Raw genomic sequence first — 21,532 nt, 5'->3', positions numbered from 1 at the left:
AACATAAAAAGCTTAAGGAGATAAAGCGTGACCTGAAAATGCTTATGGTCAGGACTGGTCATAAGCATAAAAAAGACAAAACAAGAAAATCTAAAAAAGGAAATTACGATGCAAACAGTACATGGAAACGGTTCACATACTAAAAAGTCGTCACATCGATTAGCAGGCATCTCAAGCATGGTCGGCACCACCATTGAGTGGTATGACTTTTTTATTTACGGCGCGGCAGCGGCACTGATTTTTAACAAATTATTTTTCCCAAATCTGGATGCCCTTACAGGCGTGCTTGCTGCATTTGCCACCTATGCAGTGGGGTTTATTGGGCGACCTTTAGGAGGGCTAGTCTTTGGCCATTTTGGTGACAAGATTGGCCGTAAATCGATGTTGCTTTTGACTCTGATGCTCATGGGAATCCCAACGGTACTGATTGGCTTATTACCAACTTACGAGTCAATTGGTTATTGGGCTGCAATTTGTTTAGTTGTCTTGCGATTTATTCAAGGGATGGCCATGGGCGGTGAATGGGGCGGTGCTGTGCTTATGGCTGTTGAACATGCACCTGAAGGTGGTAAAGGATTCTGGGGTAGTTTGCCTCAGGCCAGTACTGGTGGCGGTTTAATGCTGGCCTCAATCGCATTAGGACTGGTATCGTTATTACCTGAACAAGCTCTATTTAGTTGGGGGTGGCGTCTACCATTTCTTGCCAGCATTATTTTACTAGCAGTAGGTTGGTACATTCGAGTGAAAGTGCCTGAATCACCAGATTTTGAAAAAATAAAACAGCAGTCCGAAGAAGTTAAAGTTCCTGCTTTACAGGTTTTTAAAAACCATCCGAAGCAACTCATCACCATTATTTTGGCCCGCGCTGCCGAAAACGCATGGTTCTATATTGCCTCAACCTTTACCTTGGCTTATACCACTGCGCAACTTGGCATCGCACGTCAAGACATTTTGTTTGCTACCATTTGCGGTGCAGTAGTCATTCTATTTATGACACCGTTATGTGGACATTTGTCAGATAAAGTTGGCCAACGCAATATGTTTATGTTTGGGCTGTGCATATTGGCACTTTACTGCTATCCATTTTTCACCATGCTCAACACAAAAGACCCTGTGTTAGTCTGGACAGCAATTGTTTTAGCAATTGGCGTGGTCTTTCCCATTATGTACGCACCACAAGCTCAGCTTTTTGCCCGTCAATTTCCTGCGGAAATTCGTTATAGTGGAATTTCAATTTCGGTACAGTTGGCTGGCGTATTAGGTGGCGGTTTAGCACCGATGATTGCGACTAAATTATTGAGTGTTGGGCAAGGCAATCCATACTTAATTATGCTTTATATTGGAAGTATGGCAGTGGTTGCAATTATATCGACCTCATTTATGCCACGCGATTGGAGTTATAAAACGGATGAAGCTTATTATAAAAAATCAAATTTAAATTTGAAAACCAAGATCGATTAATATAAGTTAATATTTTTTAGAATCATTGTTGTTTTTTTAATGAAAATATTGAAACTCATGCCTGTCTTTGGTGTGAGTTTTCTTGTTAATAGGCTTATATTTTTAAATAAGTTATATTATTTAAAATTAAAAATATTCTAGTATAATTATCACGTATAGTATCCCTATAAATTAAAAATTTCCTCAGGTTAAAATACTATTAATAGTATATAAATTTATAATAAAAGACTGTGAAAGATAATTTATGAATGAGGTCTAATGAGGGGAAATGGAAAATTGGCAAGAAGATTTATTATCAGCATCATTGACTGTAAAAAGTGAATATCAGTTATTTGAGATTTTTGAGTCTACAGCTTTAAAGCTTGGATTTGAATATTGTGCTTATGGTATGCAATCACTCTTATCAATTGCCGAACCAAAAACAATTATGTTAAATAATTATCCAGAAGCATGGCAGAAGCGTTATATGGAATGGCAGTATGTGAGGATAGATCCAACCGTACAACATTGTATGATGTCACTCCAACCACTTGTCTGGTCGAGTCAATCTGCGAAGACACAAGCACAAAAAGATTTCTGGGAAGATGCGCGTTCTTATAATTTAAATTTTGGCTGGGCACAATCAAGCCGTGATTTTATCGGTACGCGTGGGATGTTAACGTTAGCAAGATCCGTTGAGGAGTTATCAGAAAAAGAGCAGAAATCTCAATCTATAAATATGTATTGGCTGTCTCAAACAGTGCATTCTAGTATTGCTAAAATAGTGAATAACAAAGAATTTGCTCGGTTTAATCTTTATTTAACCAATCGTGAAAAAGAAGTACTACGTTGGACAGCTGAAGGTAAAACGTCAGGAGAGATTGCTCAGATACTTGGAGTGACTGAAAGAACAGTAAATTTTCATCTCGTAAATTCAATGCAGAAGCTGAATGTGAATAATAAAATTTCAGCTGCTATCCGGGCAGTGATGTTAGGGATTTTATAGAATTATAGAAATAATCAAGAAAAAGGCTATAAAGTAGTTTTTTGATAAATATAAATCAACCTGTAAATATTTACAGGTGTAATAAAAGATATTAGTACATAAAATAAAATTTGAATTTATTTTTATTAAAATAGATAACTAGTACTTTAATTGAAGAATAACCTAATTTGAAGGTTGAGTATGATTAATTAGGGAAATTATGATTTTAATAGGTATAGATAGTAGTATTGCAACTTGGGGTGATCATAAACTCTTTGAATGAAAATAAAACAGCTTCTGAGTATTTAGGACAGAAAACTGATGGAATTCAATCTCTGAAATATATAGATGAATATGCGAGTTCAATATCAAGCCCCCCTTGTTATAGTCCCTAATAAGGTGATTTATGGATAATTTAAATAACGCAAAAAAAGATAATTTTTCACGGAAGACCATATTAGTAACAGGTGCAGCGGGTTTTATTGGTAGTAGATTAATCGTTGAGCTTCTGCGTGAAGGTCATCAGGTGATTGCTGCACTGCGCAATGCGGTAACTAAGAAAGAAAAGCTATTAGGTTTCATTGCAACACAAGGGCTGACTGATCCATCTATTTCTTTTGTTGAGTATGATTTAAGTCATGACTTTAAGTTGGACTCTCTACTAACGGATACTCAAACAAAGATCCATGTGATTTATCATCTGGCTGCATCATTTAATTGGGGCATTAGCAAAGCTGAAGCTGAGCGTACGAATGTTAAGTCAGGGCTTGCTTTGATTGAATGGGCTGCAACATTAACACAGCTTGAGCGATTTATCTGGATTGGTGGGTATCGTGTAGCTGCTCCGCCACAAGAGTCGGCTGATGAGTTGTATTGCAAACATGGTGGCTATGAAGCTTCAAAAATTTTGGGATATCAAGCTTTCATTGTGGCCTGTAATCGTTTAAATGTGCCATGGACTGCAATAAATCCAGCCACAGTCATTGATGGCTTTTATAATTATGGCGATATGCAATATATCGGTATTGCTGACATGATTGATAAGCTCTATCAGGGGCGTCTGCTGGCATTGCCAGGTGGTCGTGACACATTCCTGCCACTATGCAATATGCAGTATATCGTGAGCTTTCTGATCCGAACGATGTCTTATCCTGAGACTATTGCTCAGGAGTATATGTTACTTGATCCTGCGACGCCGAAATTTCATCGTCTCGTTCACCTAGCTGCCGAGCATTTGGGAGTCAGCACACCACATTTACAAGTACCCAAAGGTCTATTAGAGAGATTGCCAGAAGTGTTGCTTGGTGGTTCTAAAGAGCAACTCTCTTTCATTTCTACCGAGCACTATCATGTTGCTGGGGCAGAGGCGATAGCAGCGAAAATGGGTATTGCGGACCTGATCAATATCACTCCTTATTTTTCTCGTTGGATTGATCGTTTGGTGCTTACACGCTTTGGTCATATGCAAGTACCAACACCTAGTCATTTCAGCTATCAAAACCAATATTGGAAAGAAATCTATACTAAACAAACAGTTGTTTCGGAAAAATCTTCTGCATTATTTTTACATGGGATTCCATTTGATAGTGCATGCTGGTCTCCAATCATAAATAAAATCACATACGAACAGGTCGCTATGATGGACCTGCCGGGACTTGGGCGTTCAGGCAGTTATGAGATGATTGAAGACAACAACCATCAATTTATTGATGCCGCTGCAAAGCTTTTAGCGCCAAATAGTGTTGTTATTGCACACTCGTTAGGATGTCTTTTTGCGTTGAATCTTACAAAGAAATATCCAGATAAAGTTGCACGTCTTATCCTCATATCGCCTTATTTTGTTCAAGCACAGGCCGCTAAAATGTTTCAGATACAAGCCATATCTAATCTGATTTTCCGTTTTGTGCCAAAAGATATGATTGCTAAAGACCTACATCCAGATGGACAACAAAATCCGTCAGTGAGATATGCGATGGATTCATTACGTCGAGTGTCGGTAGCCAAACATATTAGTGAGTATATGTACCGTATTAGTTTGCCGCAGCAGCGAGCAACTCAGACAACTTTGTTAAACGAACTTAGTTCTAAAGTTGAAATCATTGTGGGAGATAAAGATCCAATTGTTACCACAATAAGCTCAGATATCCCTATACATACTATCGCTGGCGCAGGCCATAATCCACATATTACACATGTAGATGCGGTTTCTGACTATCTGGCACCTGTTCTGATGAAATACAACAGCACTACCGCTTCCTAATGTCTGATCGTGCCCAAGTCTAGATTTATATTTATTTCATTTTAAGGATACTACGAAATTTCATTTGGTCTGGAGCTATTTCCCTACAATGGATCATGTAAATAGATAGACCGTAAAGAAATTATGAATCAATGAAAAGAAAAAAGCCCCAGTCTTTCGACTAGGGCTTTTTAAATTTGGAGCGGGAAACGAGACTCGAACTCGCGACCCCAACCTTGGCAAGGTTATGCTCTACCAACTGAGCTATTCCCGCATATATAAGCAGTTTTTACGAAAACTTTCTCAAAAAAAACCAATTTGGAGCGGGAAACGAGACTCGAACTCGCGACCCCAACCTTGGCAAGGTTATGCTCTACCAACTGAGCTATTCCCGCGTGCCGCTTATAATACATTAAGCGAAACATGGGTCAACAACTTTATGCAAATAATTATGCTGATTGCATAAAATAAAAACAGAAATGAGTATTTAGGGATATTTTTATTGTTAAGTTGCCGAATAAATAGACATTTTGTTTGGAGCCAAAGCATACAAGAGCAACTTTTGTTTATGTGTAGACAGGGTATACTAGGTTCAAATATACGAATAATCGTAAAAGGAAAAGCTATGAGCCTTGAACAACAGTTGATTGAACGGTTACAAAACCTTGCCCCTAGCCATTTAGAAGTCATCAATGAGTCCGCAGGGCATGGGGGTTATTTTCCCGGTAAAGAATCTCATTTTAAAGTGATTATAGTGAGCGATGAATTTAATGGGTTACGTTTGGTTCAACGTCATCAGAAGGTTTATGCCTTAGCTTCAGACTTAATGAATCCCGGCCAAATTCATGCTTTAGCAATTCATGCCTACTTGCCAAGTGAATGGCAAGGTCAAGCACCTGCTAGCCCAGAATGTGCACATGCACCTAAAAACTAAGGGTTAATTCCATGGATGTACATTTACTCACTAAAATTATTCATATGACTGCGGTAGCTGCCGCACTTATGGTGTTTGTTTTGCGCGCTTCTACACTGTTTATAGGTGTGCAAGGCGAACAGCCCAATCCAGCAGGGCGTAAAGTATTAATTGCCTTACAACATTTGTCGTTTACCGTAGTTTTTATTACGGGTGCAATTTTATTGGTCATGAAGGACTTTCAAGTACAGCCATGGTTTTACGCTAAAATTATTTTATTTTTAGTGCTGTTATCTTCTCTCATGAAAGCCTTTAAAAAAGATGACACTCTTTTATTGGCACAGCGCCGTGCAGGTTTGATCATTAGTGCGATTGCATTTATTGCTATTATTATTTTAGTGATTGTGAAACCTGTTTTCGCTTAATTGTTCTACATTCTTTGCCTTTTTGATTAAGCTCTAGGTTAAACTGCATATAGTAAAAAAATATGCAGAGGGAAAAATGTTAACTCGTGTGGTGTTTAACCAAAAAGGCGGTGTAGGGAAATCAAGTATTACTGTAAATTTGGCTGCAATTAGCGCCAAACATGGTTTAAGGACATTGGTGATTGACCTTGATCCTCAAGCCAACTCTAGTCAGTATCTCTTAGGCGATGAAGCGACCTATTCTGCTGAAAAATCAATTTTAGAACCGAATATCGAAAACTTTTTTGAAGATGTGTTGGGGAACAATCAACAAAAAGGTCTAATCGGTAATGCGCTAGGTTCAATTTTAAAAGCCCCACGAAATAAAGATCTCGACAGTTTTGTACATTCAACTCCTTTTGCAAAATTAGACGTGCTTCCAGCTAGCCCTACACTTGGTGCGCTTGAGCATGCACTTGAAAGTAAACATAAAATTTATAAATTACGTGATTCGATCCAAAACTTAGTTGGACGATATGACCGTATCTATATAGACACGCCACCAGCATTTAACTTCTTTACTTTGTCTGCACTCATTGCGGCAGATAAGGTACTCATTCCTTTCGATTGTGATGTTTTTTCAAAGCGTGCGTTACAAACATTGATTGAAAATGTTCTCGAAACGCAAGATGATCATAATGATCGCTTGGAAATTGAGGGAATTGTGGTGAATCAATTCCAATCCCAAGCAAAATTACCTCGGGAAGTGGTTCAGCAGTTAAAAGATGAAGGGTTGCCTGTGCTCAATAGCATGTTACCGCCTTCGATTTTAATGAAAGAATCGCATCAGAAAAATTTACCTTTGGCCCATTTGGCACCAGAACATAAATTGACTCAGGCTTATGAGACATTATTTGGTGAGATTGAGCCAAAACGATAAGAGAAAAATGATGAAAGGCTTATATATTGCGCCTTTGGTGGCAGCCACTTTACTCCTTGGCGCATGTGCTACAACGGTAAAACCGACTTATGTATCTCCGACACAATATCAATCTTTGAGCTGCCCACAGTTACAAAGTGAATATAACCGTATTCAGCAATATATCGACAATGGGGTGCAAACGCCTAAAAGTACTGGTATGGGTGTTGGTCTCGGACTCGGGGGTGGTTGGGGACGAGGCGGTTGGGGATTCGGGCCTTCTATTTCTGTAAATATGGGGCAATCTTCTTCAACAAAAAACACCGAACTTTCACGTGTTTTAGGCCAACAAGAAGCGATTGTTCAGGCTGCTCAGTTCAAGAATTGTCCAATTATTGTTCGGAAAAAGACGAATTAATAGCCAATTTGACATCACAATATGCTAATAAAAGCATATTGTGATGAATAAAGTTTAGCAAAATGTTTCATAATAAAATCAATATAAATAAATCAGTTATACATTTTTAAGCTTCTAAAAACCTACGTTTTCTGTAATCAAAAAGCTTCATAAACTTGCTATATTTTGCCTGTTTCGTTTAAGGTGGCCCCATCTTGGATATTATGGAAACTTTATGATTGAGAGTTGGTTTTTTGTATTGGCAATGTTGGCTGTTTTGCTCATTCCGGGGCCGACAAATGCTTTACTTGCAACCGCTGCTCATTCTCAAGGTTTAACTAAAGCATTTTGGCTTATTCCAATGGAATGGTTAGGCTATGCCTATGGTATTAGCTTTTGGGCTGTATTCATTCATTTGGCAGCTCCAGTTTGGCCTGCGCTACTGCTCATTTTGCATATTACAAGTGTGATCTATGTGTTCTGGATGGCATTTCGTTTATGGAAAACCAACCATTTACAACAATTTAGTCAAACTCACCGTAACATTCGCCCACGTCAATTATTCTTCTCAACTTTGAGAAATCCGAAATCTTTACTATTTGCTGCAGGTATTTTCCCAGCTGAAACATGGAATTCGCCTGAAAATTTTCTTATGGTTTTTGCCGCTTTTACTTTAACTCTTATTCCTGCGGCGAGTTTCTGGATGATTTTTGGACGTGCTCTATTGACAGGTTCAATGCAAAAAATAAAAGCCGATCATTTATATAAAGGATCGGCTATGTTACTCATTTTATGTATGCTTCCGGTGGTATTCCGTTTCTTCTAAATCAATCTTAAACGTTGGCTTTCCGGTTTTTTAGTTTTTCACGAATAAAGCCGATGATACCCGGTAAAACACTAATAATAATGATGCCAAAAATAAGATGGGTGAAGTTATCTTTAACGATTGGCATATTTCCAAATAAATAGCCTAACGTCACAAAAGAAGCGACCCAACAAAATGCTCCGATCACATTATAAGTTAAGAAAAACTTATAGTTCATGCTGCCGGCACCAGCAACAAAAGGTGCAAAGGTACGGGCAAATGGAACGAAACGAGCAAAAATGATTGTCTTGCCACCATGGCGAGCAAAGAATTCTTGAGTTTTAATTAAATGTTGCTTATTAATAAATCTGGAATTCATTTCAAACACACGCGGACCGATAAAACGCCCAATATGGTAGTTCACCGTATCGCCTAAAACCGCAGCAATGAAGAGTAGAGTCCCTAACAACCATGGATCCATCGCACCAGTAGAGGCTGCTAAAGCACCGGCTGCGAATAACAAACTATCGCCCGGTAAAAACGGCATGACCACTAAACCGGTTTCGACAAAGATAATTAAAAATAAAATGCCATAAATCCACGTCCCGTAATTTGTAATAAACTCGGCGAGATGCTGATCAACGTGTAGAATAAAATCAAGAAGTTCCATGAGATGTTTAAGTGGTAAACCGTGCTCAAATCCTAGCAGTGAGCCTATAGAAAGTCAGTATAAAACATCAAAAATATACAAATTGATCATCCTGTTTGTGCAACGATATATATGGATTTTGAGTATTTAATTATCAATGTCCTATACCTAGAATGAGCTCATCAATAAATAAGCATTTAAATAAAGGTGGCAAAATGTTTAATCCAAATGTAGTGGTCAAAAATATCGTAACGCAATCAGGCGCAGATAGTTTTATTAGCCTTGTTGCGCGTCTTCTTATCGCTTATATCTTCATTGTTGCTGGTTGGGGGAAAATTACTGGTTATGCAGCAACTGCAGGATATATGGAAGCCATGGGTGTTCCAGGTGGAATTCTCCCATTAGTTATCTTGGTTGAGTTTGGTGGTGGTTTAGCCTTATTGTTTGGTTTCCAAGCACGCTTTGCAGCTTTTGGACTTGGTATCTTCAGTATTTTAACAGCATTCTTGTTTCACCAAGGTGGGGCTGATGCAGCGGCGCAATATAACAATGGCATTCATTTTATGAAAAACTTAGCTATGGCAGGCGGTTTATTCTTTTTGATGCTTCATGGTGCTGGTCGTATTAGTTTAGATCATGCAATTGAAAAATAAGATGTAAGACAAAATAAAACCGGATGAGCAATTCATCCGGTTTTTTATTTCTTTATTTTTAAAATTAGAGCATAAATTGGATTTGCAATTCCCCAACCACGAAACCAAGCACTGCACCGACAGCAATTAAGGCCCACTCATCTTCTTTAAATGCAGGACGTAACATCCCTTCAAACTCTGAAGGTGTTAATTTCTGCATACGTTCAATAAGTGTGCTACGAATATTCATAGCATCTTCTGCATAAGACTCTACATATTTCATCGTCTCTGGAAGCTGTTGCATAATACGCTCAGCAACTTGCGATTTCATATTCTGATATTTTTCTCCACCAATTGCATATACAACTAACGGGCGAATCACCCCAGCTTGCATATCAATTTCTTGTTTGACATGGCGGTTAACCAGATCAATAACACGCGCAGAATGTGTACCGGAAAATAGCTCTTCCATCATATGACGTGAAGTTAAAAGCTGTTTGGAAATTAAAGCTGCATAGTCAGCTGCAACTTCATTTTGACGTTTAATAAACAGCCCTTGCCATGTGTAACCCAAGATCTTTTTAGGATAGAGCGGTCTAAACATCATTTGCAGTGCAATCCAGTCACTGAAAAAACCAACAAAGCCACCAAACATTGGCAGCATCCAAGGATACTTTCCTTGAGTGACAATCCAGCACAACATCTGAATCACACCAATACCGAAACCAAATACAAAACCAACATTACTGAAAAATTTAAATTCTTGTTTGCCTACACGTTTAAAAATATTGTTGAGTAGGCGTTTATCTTTAAGTAAGTTGCTGATAACTAGGTTTTTAATATCAAAATATCGGTTCACATCACGCTGTACTTCACTCATGATGTGTTCAACAATCTCCGGTGCTTTGGATTGCACGCGACGAATAAGCCTTTGGCGAGCAAATTCTGGCATGCCTTCCCATAAACCGGGCTGATATTCTTGAGCGACGTCGCGGGTAATATCTTCAGCTGCTGCAAGTAGTGGTTTTTCTATTTCTTTGGCAATACGTTTAGGATCTAGGCGTGCAAAAATTTCTTCTGGTTTAATGAGCTTGGCTGTCATGAGTTCAACAGCAATAGTTGCCATCTTCTCTGCTTTGCGAGGCACAATACCTTGCCAACCCAAAAATGGTTTAATACCTTTAAATTCAAGTGGCGAAAACATCATCTGGATAGCAATCACTTTGGTGATATAGCCAATTAAACCACTCATAAAAGGAATAGAGATATACAACCAAAAATGTTGCTGGAAATCTGCAATCATAGTTTGAAGCATTGTTGTTCCTTAGATTTCTATTGATTTTGATAGGGGGCAACAAGCCATAAAAATGGATAATTGTTTAAGCACAGACAAATATCGCTTATGGTATTTACCTTTCCATGGTAATGCCTGTTTTATCGGGTAATCTTATCATCAAATTCATGGTGATGTTGCATAGAATGTGATGAATTTATCAATACACGGGGAGTTTTTAAGTCTACTCCAGATATTTGATAAATATAAGTAAATTTTAATTTATATCAAACAATCCAATTTTAGAAATGATTCTGATATGAAAAAAATAAGATATATGATGATTTGCGGTGCGCCGAAGCATGAAAAATGTTAAAATGGCGCGCTTAATTCTTTTGCCATTTAGTGGTTTGTCATGACTACCAATACTCAAATTACTGAAGATCGTATCCTGATTTTGGATTTCGGCTCTCAATATAGTCAGCTCATTGCACGTCGTGTGCGTGAAGCTGGTGTTTACTCTGAAATGTATGCTTTTGATATGTCTGAAGAAGACATTCGCGCTTTTAAGCCAAATGGCATTATTTTGTCAGGTGGACCTGAGAGTGTGCATGAAGAAGGCAGCCCTCGTGCACCACAAGTGGTGTTTGAGCTAGGCGTTCCAGTATTGGGTATTTGCTATGGTTTGCAAACCATGTCTGAACAGTTAGGCGGTAAAGTTGAGCCAGGTACTGTGCATGAGTTTGGTTATGCTGAAGTTGATATCGTTAAACGCGACCAACTGATTGGTAACTTACAAGACCGTGAAAACCAACTTCATGTTTGGATGAGTCATGGTGATAAAGTTAGCCAGATTCCAGAAGGCTTTAGCATTACTGCAAGCACACCAAGTTGTCCAGTTGCTGCTGTAAGTGATGAAGCACGTCGTTTCTATGGCGTGCAATTCCACCCAGAAGTAACGCACACGGCAAAAGGTGAAGAGTTACTTGCAAACTTCGTTCATAAAATTTGTGGATGCGGTGGTCTTTGGACACCTGAACACATCATTGATTTACGCGTAGAGCAATTACGTGAACAAATCGGTGATGAAAAAGTTCTTTTAGGTCTTTCTGGCGGTGTTGACTCATCTGTTGTTGCTGCGCTTTTACATAAAGCAATTGGCGACCAGTTAACATGTGTATTCGTTGACAACGGTTTACTTCGTTTAAACGAAGGTGACCAAGTGATGCAGATGTTTGCTGAAAACATGGGTATCCGTGTTATTCGTGCAGATGCTGAACAACGTTTCTTAACTGCATTGGCCGGCGAAGTTGATCCAGAGAAAAAACGTAAAATTATTGGTCGTGAGTTCATTGAAGTTTTTGCTGAAGAAGCACGTAAACTTGATGGCGTGAAATTCTTGGCGCAAGGTACGATTTACCCAGACGTAATCGAATCTGCTGCAAGCAAACAAGGTAAAGCACACGTTATTAAATCTCACCACAACGTGGGCGGTTTACCAGACGATTTAGAATTTGAATTGGTAGAGCCATTACGTGACTTGTTCAAAGATGAAGTACGTAAATTAGGTACTACACTTGGCTTGCCACACAGCATGATTTACCGTCATCCATTCCCGGGCCCTGGTTTAGGCGTTCGTATTCTGGGTGAAGTGAAAAAAGAATATGCAGATATTCTTCGTCTTGCTGATGACATCTTCATGCAAGAGCTTCGCGACAGTGGTTGGTATGATAAAACTGCTCAAGCATTTGCCGTATTCCAACCGGTTAAGTCAGTTGGTGTGGTAGGTGATGGCCGTCGTTACGCATGGGTGATTGCACTTCGTGCAGTTGAAACAGTTGACTTTATGACAGCTCGTTTCGCACATTTACCATATGAATTGGTTGATAAAATCTCAACGCGTATTATGAATGAAATTAAAGATGTATCGCGTGTTGTATACGATGTGTCATCTAAACCACCAGCAACAATTGAGTGGGAATAATTTTTCTCTGTTTGTTGGTAAAGAAAAGGACGCATTAGCGTCCTTTTTTATTACTTATCTTTTAAAGATGAAAATTAATTTTCTGTAATTAAAAACTTTGATTGTTTCATTCATAACACCCTGTGTATTACTAAAAGACTATATTGAATAATGAGTGTATTGTTAAGATCATTAGAACAACTCATTGCAAAAGCATAGGTAAAAGAGAGTAATATCATGAGCAATAATAATGATTACGATATTTCTGATTCAAAGGATTGCGAGAAATTTGCCAATCAATTTATTCAAGAATTTCCAATTCGCTCTGCTGAAATTGGACAGGGGACAGTCATTAAGCGGGCTTTACCTAGCCGCCAAAAACGAATGATTGGTGCGTGGTGTTTCTTAGATCATGCGGGTCCAGTAACTTTTCCAGCAGGCGATGGTTTAGATGTTGGCCCTCATCCCCATATTGGTTTGCAAACCTTCACGTGGATGATCGAGGGCACCATGATGCATACCGATAGCTTAGGCTCAAAACAACTCATTCGTCCTAAGCAAGTTAACTTAATGACAGCGGGACACGGGATTTCACATACAGAAGTTGCGCCTGATACAGAAACTCAAATGCACGCTGCGCAGCTCTGGATTGCCTTACCGGATGATAAGCGCAATATGGATCCGAAATTTGAACATTACCCTGAACTCCCTGTAGTTGAAAAAGATGGTCTAGAATTTACTGTGCTTGTAGGTGAGTATTTAGCAACGACTTCTCCAGTTGTGGTACATACGCCGTTAGTTGGTGTCGATTTAATTGCTACCCAAGATACAAAAACTCGTATTCCACTAAACCCTAATTATGAATACGGTTTTATGGCGCTCGAAGGTGTTGCCCATGTGAATGGCCACGAGTTAACTGCTGACAACATGGTGGTCTTAGATACTGGTCTTAGTGAAATCGAGATCGAAGTAAAAAAAGGCAATCGTATTCTTTTGATTGGCGGTGAACCGTTTGAAACTCCAATTTTGCTATGGTGGAACTTTGTTGCACGTACAATGGATGATTTAAAAGAAGCGCGTGAGCAATGGATTAACCATGATGCACGTTTTGGTGAAATTCCAGATTATGTAGGTGCGCGTTTAGAAGCACCTGTTCTTCCAGATCAAATGAGAGCATCAAAATGACAGCAGTAATCGCAAGCAGTAAAGCAAAGCCCCTTGCTGGACAATGGAAGGGTGAAATCACGAGTGGTCGCCATCAATATTTTTGTGATGAGCCAGAGAAGTTGGAAGGACAAGATCAAGGTCCAGCGCCGTATGATTTACTCACTGGAAGTTTGGCCGCTTGTACGCTCATTACTTTAAGAATGTATGCAAAGCATAAGGGTTATGATTTTGGTGAATTTTCGGTTGAAATCGATTTTCATACCAATAGAGAGCATGAGGAACATATTGAACGTCGTATTGTTTTTAAAGACTTACCCGATGAAGAACTTCAACAAAAAATCTTGTTGGTGTGTGGTAAAACCCCAGTCACTAAAACTTTGTTACGTAGTTTAGACATTCATACTGTGCTTGTTACAGCGTAAAAATGCTATTTTGTTGAGGTGGATGATTTTATATCCATCCCACAAATGGAATAAAACAGCATGTTCACATGCTGTTTTTTATGTAAAAAGAAAAATAAAAGCAGGCATTAACATGATTAGTGTGCACCACCTGGAATGTTCGCGATCGTTTCGAATTTTATGGGCTTTAGAAGAGTTAGGTTTAAATTATGATATTCATTATTATCAACGCTTACCTAACTACTCTGCTCCAGAAACATTGAAATGTATTCACCCATTAGGCAAAGCTCCAATTTTGACTGATGATGAGCAAGTCATCGCAGAATCTGCTGTAATATTGGAATATCTGCAGCAGCATTATGATCAGAAACAACAATTTAAACCTACAAAACCTCAAGATTTACAGCAGTATATTTACTGGATGCATTATGCAGAAGGTTCACTAATGCCGTTATTGGTGATGACTTTGGTCATGAATAGTGTAAACAAGCATGTGCCATGGTTAATTCAACCGGTAGCTAAAAAAATCACAGAAGGTGTAAAGGCAAATTTTGTTCGCCCTCGTATGAAAGATCATATTAGTTTTTTAGAAAACTATTTGGCTGAGCACGAATATTTCGCAGGTGATTTTTCATTTGCTGATATTCAAATGAGCTTTCCTTTGGAGGCTTTACAATCCCGCTTACAGGGTAAATACCCTCATATTCAAGCTTTTTTACATCGTATTCAGCAAAGACCCGCATTTCAAAAAGCGAAACAAAAGGGGATTGGTTCTAGTGAAAGGAATTGTGTTGATATTTAAAAGAAAAGGAACAAATATTTGTTCCTTTTTTATTTTCATTTTACTTACGTTTGATCACTATGGAGTCAATACCACTATGTTGTAAGGTCTGCTGAGCAGCCAATGCAGCTTCTTGAGTATCATAAGGTCCAGAAATAACACGATACCATGTTTGGCCATTTTCAGTACTTTTAACTACGTCAGCAGATAAGCCATTTAAAATGATTTCTGCACGGCGGGCATCAGCCTGATCAGGATCGTTATAACTACGAACTTGTAAAATATAAGTAGGTTGCTGAGGAATAGTAGCTGATTGATTAGGGTCAATTCCTGCACTTTCAGAAGCAGCGGGTTGAGTTGTACTTGGTGCCTCAACAATCATAGCAGTGCCTTGATTTTTACTTTCAGGGATTGCTTGTTCAGGAATAGGAGTAACCTGTTGCTGAGGTAATAGATCGTAGAAACGATAGTCTTTATTGGTATCTTCTTCTTGATAATGTTCAGAGGTAATCTGATTTTTCGCAGGAACAGGTTGCCAAGGTTTCCAAAGCATAAGCATTACAGCGATACATAAGACCGCCAAAATAGCGACAAGTGTCCCTAACCATTTGGGAATTAGGGGCTTTTTAGGCTTATTAGGTCTTTCAGATACACCGCGTTGCGTTTTGCCAAACACGTGGATTATTCCTCTGTATTTTGATTGTTTTTTAATTCGAGTTTGATTCTCGTCTTACGATGCTAAAACAGGGGTTTGTACTGATAGTTTAACTGTACAAACCACCGCTTACTATATTGCATGACCTTTGTTTCGATGTCATGCAATATATTTATTACATAGATTCTGGTGCAGATACACCAAGTAATTCTAAACCATTACGCAACACTTGTTGTACATTGATTGAAAGTAATAAACGGGCTTGTGTAAGCTCTGCATCATCGCTTAATACTTTATGTTCATTGTACCAACCGTGGAACAGTGCAGCTAACTCTTTTAAGTAGTTACCAACCTGATGAGGTTCATATGCATTTGCAGCACGTACTACCGCATCTGGGTAAGCTGCCAGTTTAGCAAGAATCTCGGTTTCTGCATCAAGAGATAAGCGTGCTGCATGTGGGCGAGCAGTATTCACATCAAATTGTAAGCCTGTGCTTGCTGCTTTTTCTAACATACGGCAAATACGTGCATGTGCATATTGAATATAGTACACAGCATTGTCTTTACTTTGTGAAACAGCAAGGTCGAGGTCAAAGTCAATGTGTTGTTCACTCTTACGCATCACATAGTAGAAACGAGCTGCGTCATTGCCAACTTCTTTACGTAAGTCGCGTAAAGTCACAAACTGACCTGAACGAGATGACATTTGAACCATCTCGCCGCCACGCCATAAACTTACGAACTGAACTAAAAGTACAGTTAGTTTTTTAGAGTCATAACCCATTGCATCAATTGCCGCTTTTACGCGAGAAATATAGCCATGGTGGTCAGAACCCCAAATATCGATAAGGTCAGTATAACCACGTTGTAATTTATTTAAGTGGTATGCAATGTCAGATGCAAAGTAAGTGGTTTGGCCGTTACGACGCTTAACAACACGGTCTTTTTCATCGCCAAATTCAGTCGATTTAAACCAGATGTTGCCATCTTTTTCATAAAGGAAGCCACGTTGATCTAGGGTTTCTAAAGCTTCATCAATTTTCGCGCTAAGAGATGCTTCACTAAACCATTGATTGAATGTTACACCAAAGTCCGCAAGGTCATCTTTAATATCATCTAAAATGGCATGAAGCGCTGCTTGGTGGAATACGCGGTAGCCTTCACCTAACAATTGTTGTGAGTTGGCAATAAGGCCATCAATATGCTTTTCTTTATCACCAGATAACACAACTTTGTTGCCTTCGCTATCTAGCTCTTCAGCATATTGCACATCTTCTGGTACATCTTTATAAACATTCGCAACTTCACGAATGTAAGCATCGCCATCTTTATCAATAATGCCTTGTGCGATTTCTTTAACGTAATCGCCTTGATATGCATTTTTAGGGAATACAAGGTTCTGCCCAAGTAATTCCAAATAACGTAAATAAGTAGAAGTCGCCAAAATGTCCATTTGACGGCCAGCATCATTCACGTAGTACTCACGGTCAACTTTAGCACCCGTTGCTTCAAGTAAATTAGCAACAGTCATACCATATGCCGCACCACGTCCATGACCTACATGTAGACTAGACGTTGGGTTTGCAGAAACAAATTCAACTTGGATCTTTTTCGCTGCATTTGCTTGGCTACGACCAAAAATTTCTTTTTGTGCCTGAATTTGGTCAAGAATAGCAAAGCGCTGGTCTGCATTTAAAAAGAAGTTAATAAATCCGGGACCTGCTATTTCAGCTTTACTGATATCGGCCACTTCTGGTAATGCAGCTAGAACTTTCTCAGCTAAATCACGTGGTTTCATACCAGCAGCTTTCGAACCGATCATGGCAATATTAGAAGCAAAGTCGCCATGGCTTCGGTCTTTGGTGCGTGTTAAGTTGCTTGTGTTTTTCCAGTCGGAAGGAAGCACCCCTTCTTGTTGAAGAGTTTGCACTGCATGGTCGAGAGCTGCTTGTATTGCCGTATTCATATCAATCGAAAATAGATGTCGCAGAAAAACGTTAAATATAGCAAATTTCCGATGACTTAGGGGAGGGGATTTAATATTCCAATAATTCTTTATACAAATTACTGATGATTATTTTTTAAATGAATGTTGGCTGATGAATAGCTTTATTATTCTGAAAATTAAGAATTACAAACCTTTTGGGTAGTTTTGATTTATAAAATACGTGTTAAATTTAAGATTATTTCCTGTGGAAATACCTTTCACTAATAAATCATATAATTATGGCTTTTAAAAATGAGTAAATAAAAGAAATTTTTAAAAATATGAAAATAATAAGATATTGATTTTTATCGGTTATTTTTAAACATGTTTTAACTAAATAGTGTTTAATTTTGACATCATGGTTTAAAATATCTATTTTGAACGAATTAGGCTTAAGCTTATACACACAAAGAGTTTTAGAGACCATACAAAACGTGTTTTTCTCTACTCTAAGCTGGAAAATGAGATAGGCAATGATATCAGGACACCCAAGTAAACATCCCCTTTATATTCCATATGCAGGTTTTACACTTTTAGAGTTACCCCTTTTAAATAAAGGTTCGGCTTTCACTGAAGAAGAAAGAAGTAACTTTAACTTACACGGTTTACTCCCCCATATTATTGAAACTATTGAAGAGCAGAGCCAGCGCTCTTATCAGCAGTATTGCGCTTTTACTGACGATATTAACCGTCACATCTATCTGCGTAATATCCAAGATACCAATGAAACCTTGTTCTATCATTTAATCGAAAATCATCTTGAAGAAATGATGCCGATTATTTATACCCCAACCGTGGGTGAGGCATGTCAACGCTTCTCTGATATCTATCGTCGTCATCGTGGTGTTTTTATTTCATATCCAGATCGTGATGTGATTGATGATATTTTGCAAAACGTAAATAAAAATAATGTAAAAGTGATCGTCATTACTGATGGTGAACGTATCTTAGGTCTCGGTGATCAAGGTATTGGTGGCATGGGTATCCCTATTGGGAAACTTTCACTCTACACCGCTTGTGGTGGAATTAGTCCAGCGTACACATTGCCAATCACAATTGATGTAGGGACGAATAATCCACAATTGTTAAATGATCCGATCTATATGGGTTGGCGCCAGCCACGTATTAGTGGTGATGAATATTACGCATTTGTCGATATGGTGATTGAAGCTGTAAAGCGTCGTTGGCCAAAAGCATTAATTCAGTTTGAAGATTTCGCACAAAAAAATGCGATGCCACTTTTAGAAAAATATCGCGACAAGATTTGTTGTTTTAATGACGATATTCAAGGAACAGCGGCGGTATCTGTAGGTAGTTTGATTGCTGCGAGCCGTGCAGCGGGCAAACAGTTAAAAGATCAAACAATTGCTTTCTTAGGCGCGGGCTCTGCTGGATGCGGTATTGCAGAGCAAATTGTTGCGCAAATGGTTGCTGAAGGTTTGACGGACGCTGAAGCACGTGCACGCGTTTACATGGTGGATCGCTTTGGTTTGATTACCGAAAATCAGCCAAACCTATTAGATTTCCAACGTAAGTTAGCGCAAAAAGCTGAGGTGGTTGATCAGTGGGGCAATATTGAAGAAGTGATTTCACTACTTGATGTTGTTAAAAACGCTAAGCCTACAGTGTTAATTGGGGTTTCTGGTCAACCGGGTCTGTTTACAGAGGAGATTATCAAGACCATGGCGGCGAATTGTGAGCGCCCAATTGTCATGCCATTGTCTAATCCAACTTCTCGTGTTGAAGCAGTACCGGCTGATATTGTGGAGTGGACTGAAGGTAGAGCATTAATTGCAACAGGTAGCCCGTTTGCTCCTGTTAATCATCACGGCAAACTTTATAATATTTCTCAGTGTAATAACTCGTACATTTTCCCAGGCATTGGTTTAGGTGTGGTGGCATCAGGTGCTAAACGGGTTACTGAAAATATGTTAATGGCTTCAAGTAGTGCTTTAGCGAATTGCTCACCATTACTGAAAGATCCACAAGCTGATCTATTACCACCTTTAGGTGAAATTCAGCAAGTCTCTAAAGTGATTGCATTTGAAGTTGCGAAAGCTGCCATGGTAGATGGAGTGGCCGTAACGATTAGTGATGATTTGCTACAACAAAAAATCGATCAATCATTCTGGAAACCTGAATATCGCAAATATAAGCGTATTCCTTTCTAAGAATGAAAATGTAAAAAGAGGAGCTTAAGCTCCTCTTTTTTTATTTTATCCTTCTAAAATTTCTTCGAGTAATTCTTCGCTAGGTGCAAAGTAATATGCGCCGTCTAGTGGTGTCACGAAATGCAATAAGCGGTCGTGAATACCATCCCCACTTGTACCGAACATACGTTTTAACATGGCATCAATAATGTTCAGGTCCTTGGTGTAGGCAATAAAAAATAAACCTTGATCACCTCTGCCGTCGCCATAAGGCAGACTATGGCGCAAGATTTCCATTTCTTCGCCTTCATCATCTTCAACAACAGTACGGGCGACATGGGCATTTTCCGGTTTAACGTCATCATCTAATTCAATAGATTCAAGCTTGGTACGGCCCATGACATTTTCTTGAGCATCAACTTTAAGTTTTTTCCATTTTTCTAAGTCGTGTGCATAGCGCTGCGCGAAAATAAAACTACCATCAGCAAATACACCAGCCTCTTCGGGTAGAAGAGCTGTTTCTGCGCGGTCATCTGGAAATTGAGGATTTTCTGTACCGTCTATAAAGCCTGTAATATCTCGGCCATCGAAATAACGGAAGCAAACACGCTCATCAAGAACTTCCACTTTATCCTTAATACCTTCAAAAAATGCTTGGCTTAACGCAAAACAAATATCAGAACGCATGCTAGCAATATGAATAAGTACATCAGCTGGTACAACTGGCATGTTAAATGCGCCATTTTCTGGTTCAAGTTGTTTAAAGCCAGCAGGAGATTGACTGTAAAGTTGCTTCCAAAGTTCTGGACCAAAAGCGACTGCTGTTTTAATTTGCGCGTCTGAATGCTGAGTAATGAGACGGTCGCGTGTTTCAAACAACGCTTCAATTTGTTCTTTTAATTCATCAATTGATAAGTCTTTTAAACGAAGAACAATAAAACGGGCATGATCTGATGGCAACGGCAAAATGACAGATTGAGCAGTCATTGGAAGGTATCTCCTCAATTATAATTTAGTATGAGCTGTAATTATTGTGCCTGATGCGAAGAGCGGTTAGTAGTCTATTTCTTGATTTTATTGTTTGAATTCTCATCAATATCGTTTTATAAAACAGTATAATTCCACTTTTATTGTCTATTTTTACTATGTCTTTGCAAGTTTGGTTTGCCTATATGTTAGCCTGTTGGGTCATTAGTATCTCTCCGGGTGCTGGAGCTATTGCTTCAATGTCGAGTGGTCTAAATTATGGCTTTAGACATGGTTACTGGAATGTGATAGGGATGCAAATTGCTTTGCTGCTTCAAATTATGGTGGTGGCAGCAGGTGTTGGGGTCTTATTTGCAACGACTCCTTTAGCTTTTCAGTTTGTTAAATGGTTCGGTGTGGCATATTTGTTATATCTTGCTTATTCGCAGTGGACAGCACCTGTGAAAGATATAGAAATTCAACAAGAAAAAAGAGATAAATCTGCTTTAGCTCTGCTATTGAATGGTTTTGTGATCAATATTAGTAATCCTAAAGCGATCGTGTTTCTATTGGCTGTGTTGCCGCAGTTTTTGGATTTGAGTAAGCCTCAATGGATACAGTATCTAATTATGGCGGCCACTATGATTACGATTGATTTGATAGTAATGGCGGGATATACGGGATTGGCGTCAAAGGTTTTAAGATTACTTCGGTCCCCTAGGCAGCAAAAATATTTAAATCGAGGCTTTGCTGTGATGTTTAGTTGTGCGGCTTTATTATTAAGCACAGTTCATCAGGCGTCCTAA

At 38.9% G+C, this 21,532-nt stretch carries 20 protein-coding genes and 2 tRNA genes; 15 read left to right on the top strand and 7 right to left on the bottom strand.

Annotated features, from left to right (window positions below; genetic code table 11):
* Positions 1 to 108 precede the first annotated feature (108 nt).
* The 3 genes from SOI81_RS16740 to SOI81_RS16730 all read left to right on the top strand — a co-directional run bounded on the left by SOI81_RS16740 (position 109) and on the right by SOI81_RS16730 (position 4,685).
* The gene (locus tag SOI81_RS16740) at positions 109 to 1,461 is read left to right on the top strand and encodes an MFS transporter (protein WP_239976240.1); all 1,353 of its coding nucleotides are present in this window, start codon (positions 109 to 111) and stop codon (positions 1,459 to 1,461) included.
* Positions 1,462 to 1,729: 268 nt separating this feature from the next.
* Positions 1,730 to 2,446 carry a LuxR family transcriptional regulator AbaR gene (gene abaR / locus SOI81_RS16735; protein WP_239976241.1) on the top strand — a complete coding sequence of 239 codons (717 nt, stop codon included), beginning with the start codon at positions 1,730 to 1,732 and terminating at the stop codon, positions 2,444 to 2,446.
* Positions 2,447 to 2,831: 385 nt separating this feature from the next.
* Complete coding sequence (locus tag SOI81_RS16730) at positions 2,832 to 4,685, top strand: alpha/beta fold hydrolase (protein WP_239976408.1); 1,854 nt, start codon at positions 2,832 to 2,834, stop codon at positions 4,683 to 4,685.
* A 177-nt stretch (positions 4,686 to 4,862) separates the two neighbouring features.
* Here the strand turns inward: SOI81_RS16730 and SOI81_RS16725 are convergent.
* Both SOI81_RS16725 and SOI81_RS16720 read right to left on the bottom strand, forming a co-directional pair.
* Positions 4,863 to 4,938 (bottom strand) — tRNA-Gly (locus SOI81_RS16725).
* Between the two features lie 45 nt (positions 4,939 to 4,983).
* Positions 4,984 to 5,059, bottom strand: a tRNA-Gly gene (locus SOI81_RS16720).
* A gap of 230 nt (positions 5,060 to 5,289) precedes the next feature.
* Between SOI81_RS16720 and bolA the strand changes: the two genes are divergently transcribed.
* The 5 genes from bolA to SOI81_RS16695 all read left to right on the top strand — a co-directional run bounded on the left by bolA (position 5,290) and on the right by SOI81_RS16695 (position 8,123).
* Positions 5,290 to 5,598 carry a BolA family protein gene (gene bolA, locus SOI81_RS16715; RefSeq protein ID WP_016142521.1) on the top strand — a complete coding sequence of 103 codons (309 nt, stop codon included), beginning with the start codon at positions 5,290 to 5,292 and terminating at the stop codon, positions 5,596 to 5,598.
* An 11-nt stretch (positions 5,599 to 5,609) separates the two neighbouring features.
* Complete coding sequence (locus SOI81_RS16710; protein WP_320541010.1) at positions 5,610 to 6,002, top strand: SirB2 family protein; 393 nt, start codon at positions 5,610 to 5,612, stop codon at positions 6,000 to 6,002.
* 76 nt (positions 6,003 to 6,078) lie between these two features.
* Positions 6,079 to 6,921 carry a ParA family protein gene (locus SOI81_RS16705; protein WP_009387679.1) on the top strand — a complete coding sequence of 281 codons (843 nt, stop codon included), beginning with the start codon at positions 6,079 to 6,081 and terminating at the stop codon, positions 6,919 to 6,921.
* A 10-nt stretch (positions 6,922 to 6,931) separates the two neighbouring features.
* A complete protein-coding gene (locus tag SOI81_RS16700; RefSeq protein ID WP_016142519.1) occupies positions 6,932 to 7,318 on the top strand; it encodes a hypothetical protein in 387 nt (128 codons plus the stop codon).
* Positions 7,319 to 7,532: 214 nt separating this feature from the next.
* Positions 7,533 to 8,123 carry a LysE family translocator gene (locus tag SOI81_RS16695; protein WP_239969565.1) on the top strand — a complete coding sequence of 197 codons (591 nt, stop codon included), beginning with the start codon at positions 7,533 to 7,535 and terminating at the stop codon, positions 8,121 to 8,123.
* Between the two features lie 7 nt (positions 8,124 to 8,130).
* Here the strand turns inward: SOI81_RS16695 and dedA are convergent, their stop codons facing one another.
* Entirely contained in the window at positions 8,131 to 8,772 is a 642-nt protein-coding gene (gene dedA, locus SOI81_RS16690) for a DedA family protein (RefSeq protein WP_016142517.1), read from the bottom strand.
* Between the two features lie 194 nt (positions 8,773 to 8,966).
* Here dedA and SOI81_RS16685 point away from each other — a divergent pair, with 194 nt between their 5' ends.
* A complete protein-coding gene (locus SOI81_RS16685; protein ID WP_016142516.1) occupies positions 8,967 to 9,404 on the top strand; it encodes a DoxX family protein in 438 nt (145 codons plus the stop codon).
* 64 nt (positions 9,405 to 9,468) lie between these two features.
* Here SOI81_RS16685 and SOI81_RS16680 read toward each other — a convergent pair whose 3' ends face one another.
* A complete protein-coding gene (locus SOI81_RS16680; protein ID WP_171067955.1) occupies positions 9,469 to 10,686 on the bottom strand; it encodes a DUF445 domain-containing protein in 1,218 nt (405 codons plus the stop codon).
* A 385-nt stretch (positions 10,687 to 11,071) separates the two neighbouring features.
* On the opposite strand from SOI81_RS16680, the gene guaA reads away from it, so the two are divergent.
* From guaA to SOI81_RS16660, 4 genes are all read left to right on the top strand, one after another.
* Complete coding sequence (gene guaA, locus SOI81_RS16675) at positions 11,072 to 12,640, top strand: glutamine-hydrolyzing GMP synthase (protein WP_016142514.1); 1,569 nt, start codon at positions 11,072 to 11,074, stop codon at positions 12,638 to 12,640.
* Positions 12,641 to 12,856: 216 nt separating this feature from the next.
* Positions 12,857 to 13,804 (top strand): pirin family protein, encoded by a 948-nt coding sequence (locus SOI81_RS16670; RefSeq protein ID WP_239976406.1) that lies wholly within the window; start codon positions 12,857 to 12,859, stop codon positions 13,802 to 13,804.
* Positions 13,801 to 14,208 (top strand): OsmC family protein, encoded by a 408-nt coding sequence (locus SOI81_RS16665; RefSeq protein ID WP_016142512.1) that lies wholly within the window; start codon positions 13,801 to 13,803, stop codon positions 14,206 to 14,208. Before SOI81_RS16670 ends, SOI81_RS16665 begins: the two co-directional genes overlap by 4 nt.
* 112 nt (positions 14,209 to 14,320) lie before the next feature.
* Complete coding sequence (locus tag SOI81_RS16660; RefSeq protein ID WP_239976405.1) at positions 14,321 to 14,989, top strand: glutathione S-transferase; 669 nt, start codon at positions 14,321 to 14,323, stop codon at positions 14,987 to 14,989.
* 40 nt (positions 14,990 to 15,029) lie between these two features.
* Here SOI81_RS16660 and SOI81_RS16655 read toward each other — a convergent pair whose 3' ends face one another.
* Together SOI81_RS16655 and argS are read right to left on the bottom strand one after the other, a co-directional pair.
* A complete protein-coding gene (locus SOI81_RS16655; RefSeq protein ID WP_239976404.1) occupies positions 15,030 to 15,644 on the bottom strand; it encodes an SPOR domain-containing protein in 615 nt (204 codons plus the stop codon).
* A 154-nt stretch (positions 15,645 to 15,798) separates the two neighbouring features.
* Entirely contained in the window at positions 15,799 to 17,589 is a 1,791-nt protein-coding gene (argS, locus tag SOI81_RS16650) for an arginine--tRNA ligase (RefSeq protein WP_239976403.1), read from the bottom strand.
* Positions 17,590 to 18,083: 494 nt separating this feature from the next.
* On the opposite strand from argS, the gene sfcA reads away from it, so the two are divergent.
* A complete protein-coding gene (gene sfcA, locus SOI81_RS16645) occupies positions 18,084 to 19,781 on the top strand; it encodes an NAD-dependent malic enzyme (protein ID WP_320541009.1) in 1,698 nt (565 codons plus the stop codon).
* A 45-nt stretch (positions 19,782 to 19,826) separates the two neighbouring features.
* Here the strand turns inward: sfcA and SOI81_RS16640 are convergent, their stop codons facing one another.
* The gene (locus tag SOI81_RS16640) at positions 19,827 to 20,747 is read right to left on the bottom strand and encodes a Dyp-type peroxidase (protein WP_016142507.1); all 921 of its coding nucleotides are present in this window, start codon (positions 20,745 to 20,747) and stop codon (positions 19,827 to 19,829) included.
* Positions 20,748 to 20,905: 158 nt separating this feature from the next.
* On the opposite strand from SOI81_RS16640, the gene rhtB reads away from it, so the two are divergent.
* Positions 20,906 to 21,532, top strand: coding sequence for a LysE family transporter (gene rhtB / locus SOI81_RS16635; RefSeq protein WP_224993673.1), 627 nt, complete (start codon positions 20,906 to 20,908; stop codon positions 21,530 to 21,532).

Source organism: Acinetobacter pittii (assembly GCF_034067285.1).
Taxonomy (GTDB): domain Bacteria; phylum Pseudomonadota; class Gammaproteobacteria; order Pseudomonadales; family Moraxellaceae; genus Acinetobacter; species Acinetobacter pittii_E.
The sequence above is the reverse complement of the archived record's forward strand: the minus strand, read 5'-3'. Positions and strand labels throughout refer to the sequence as shown.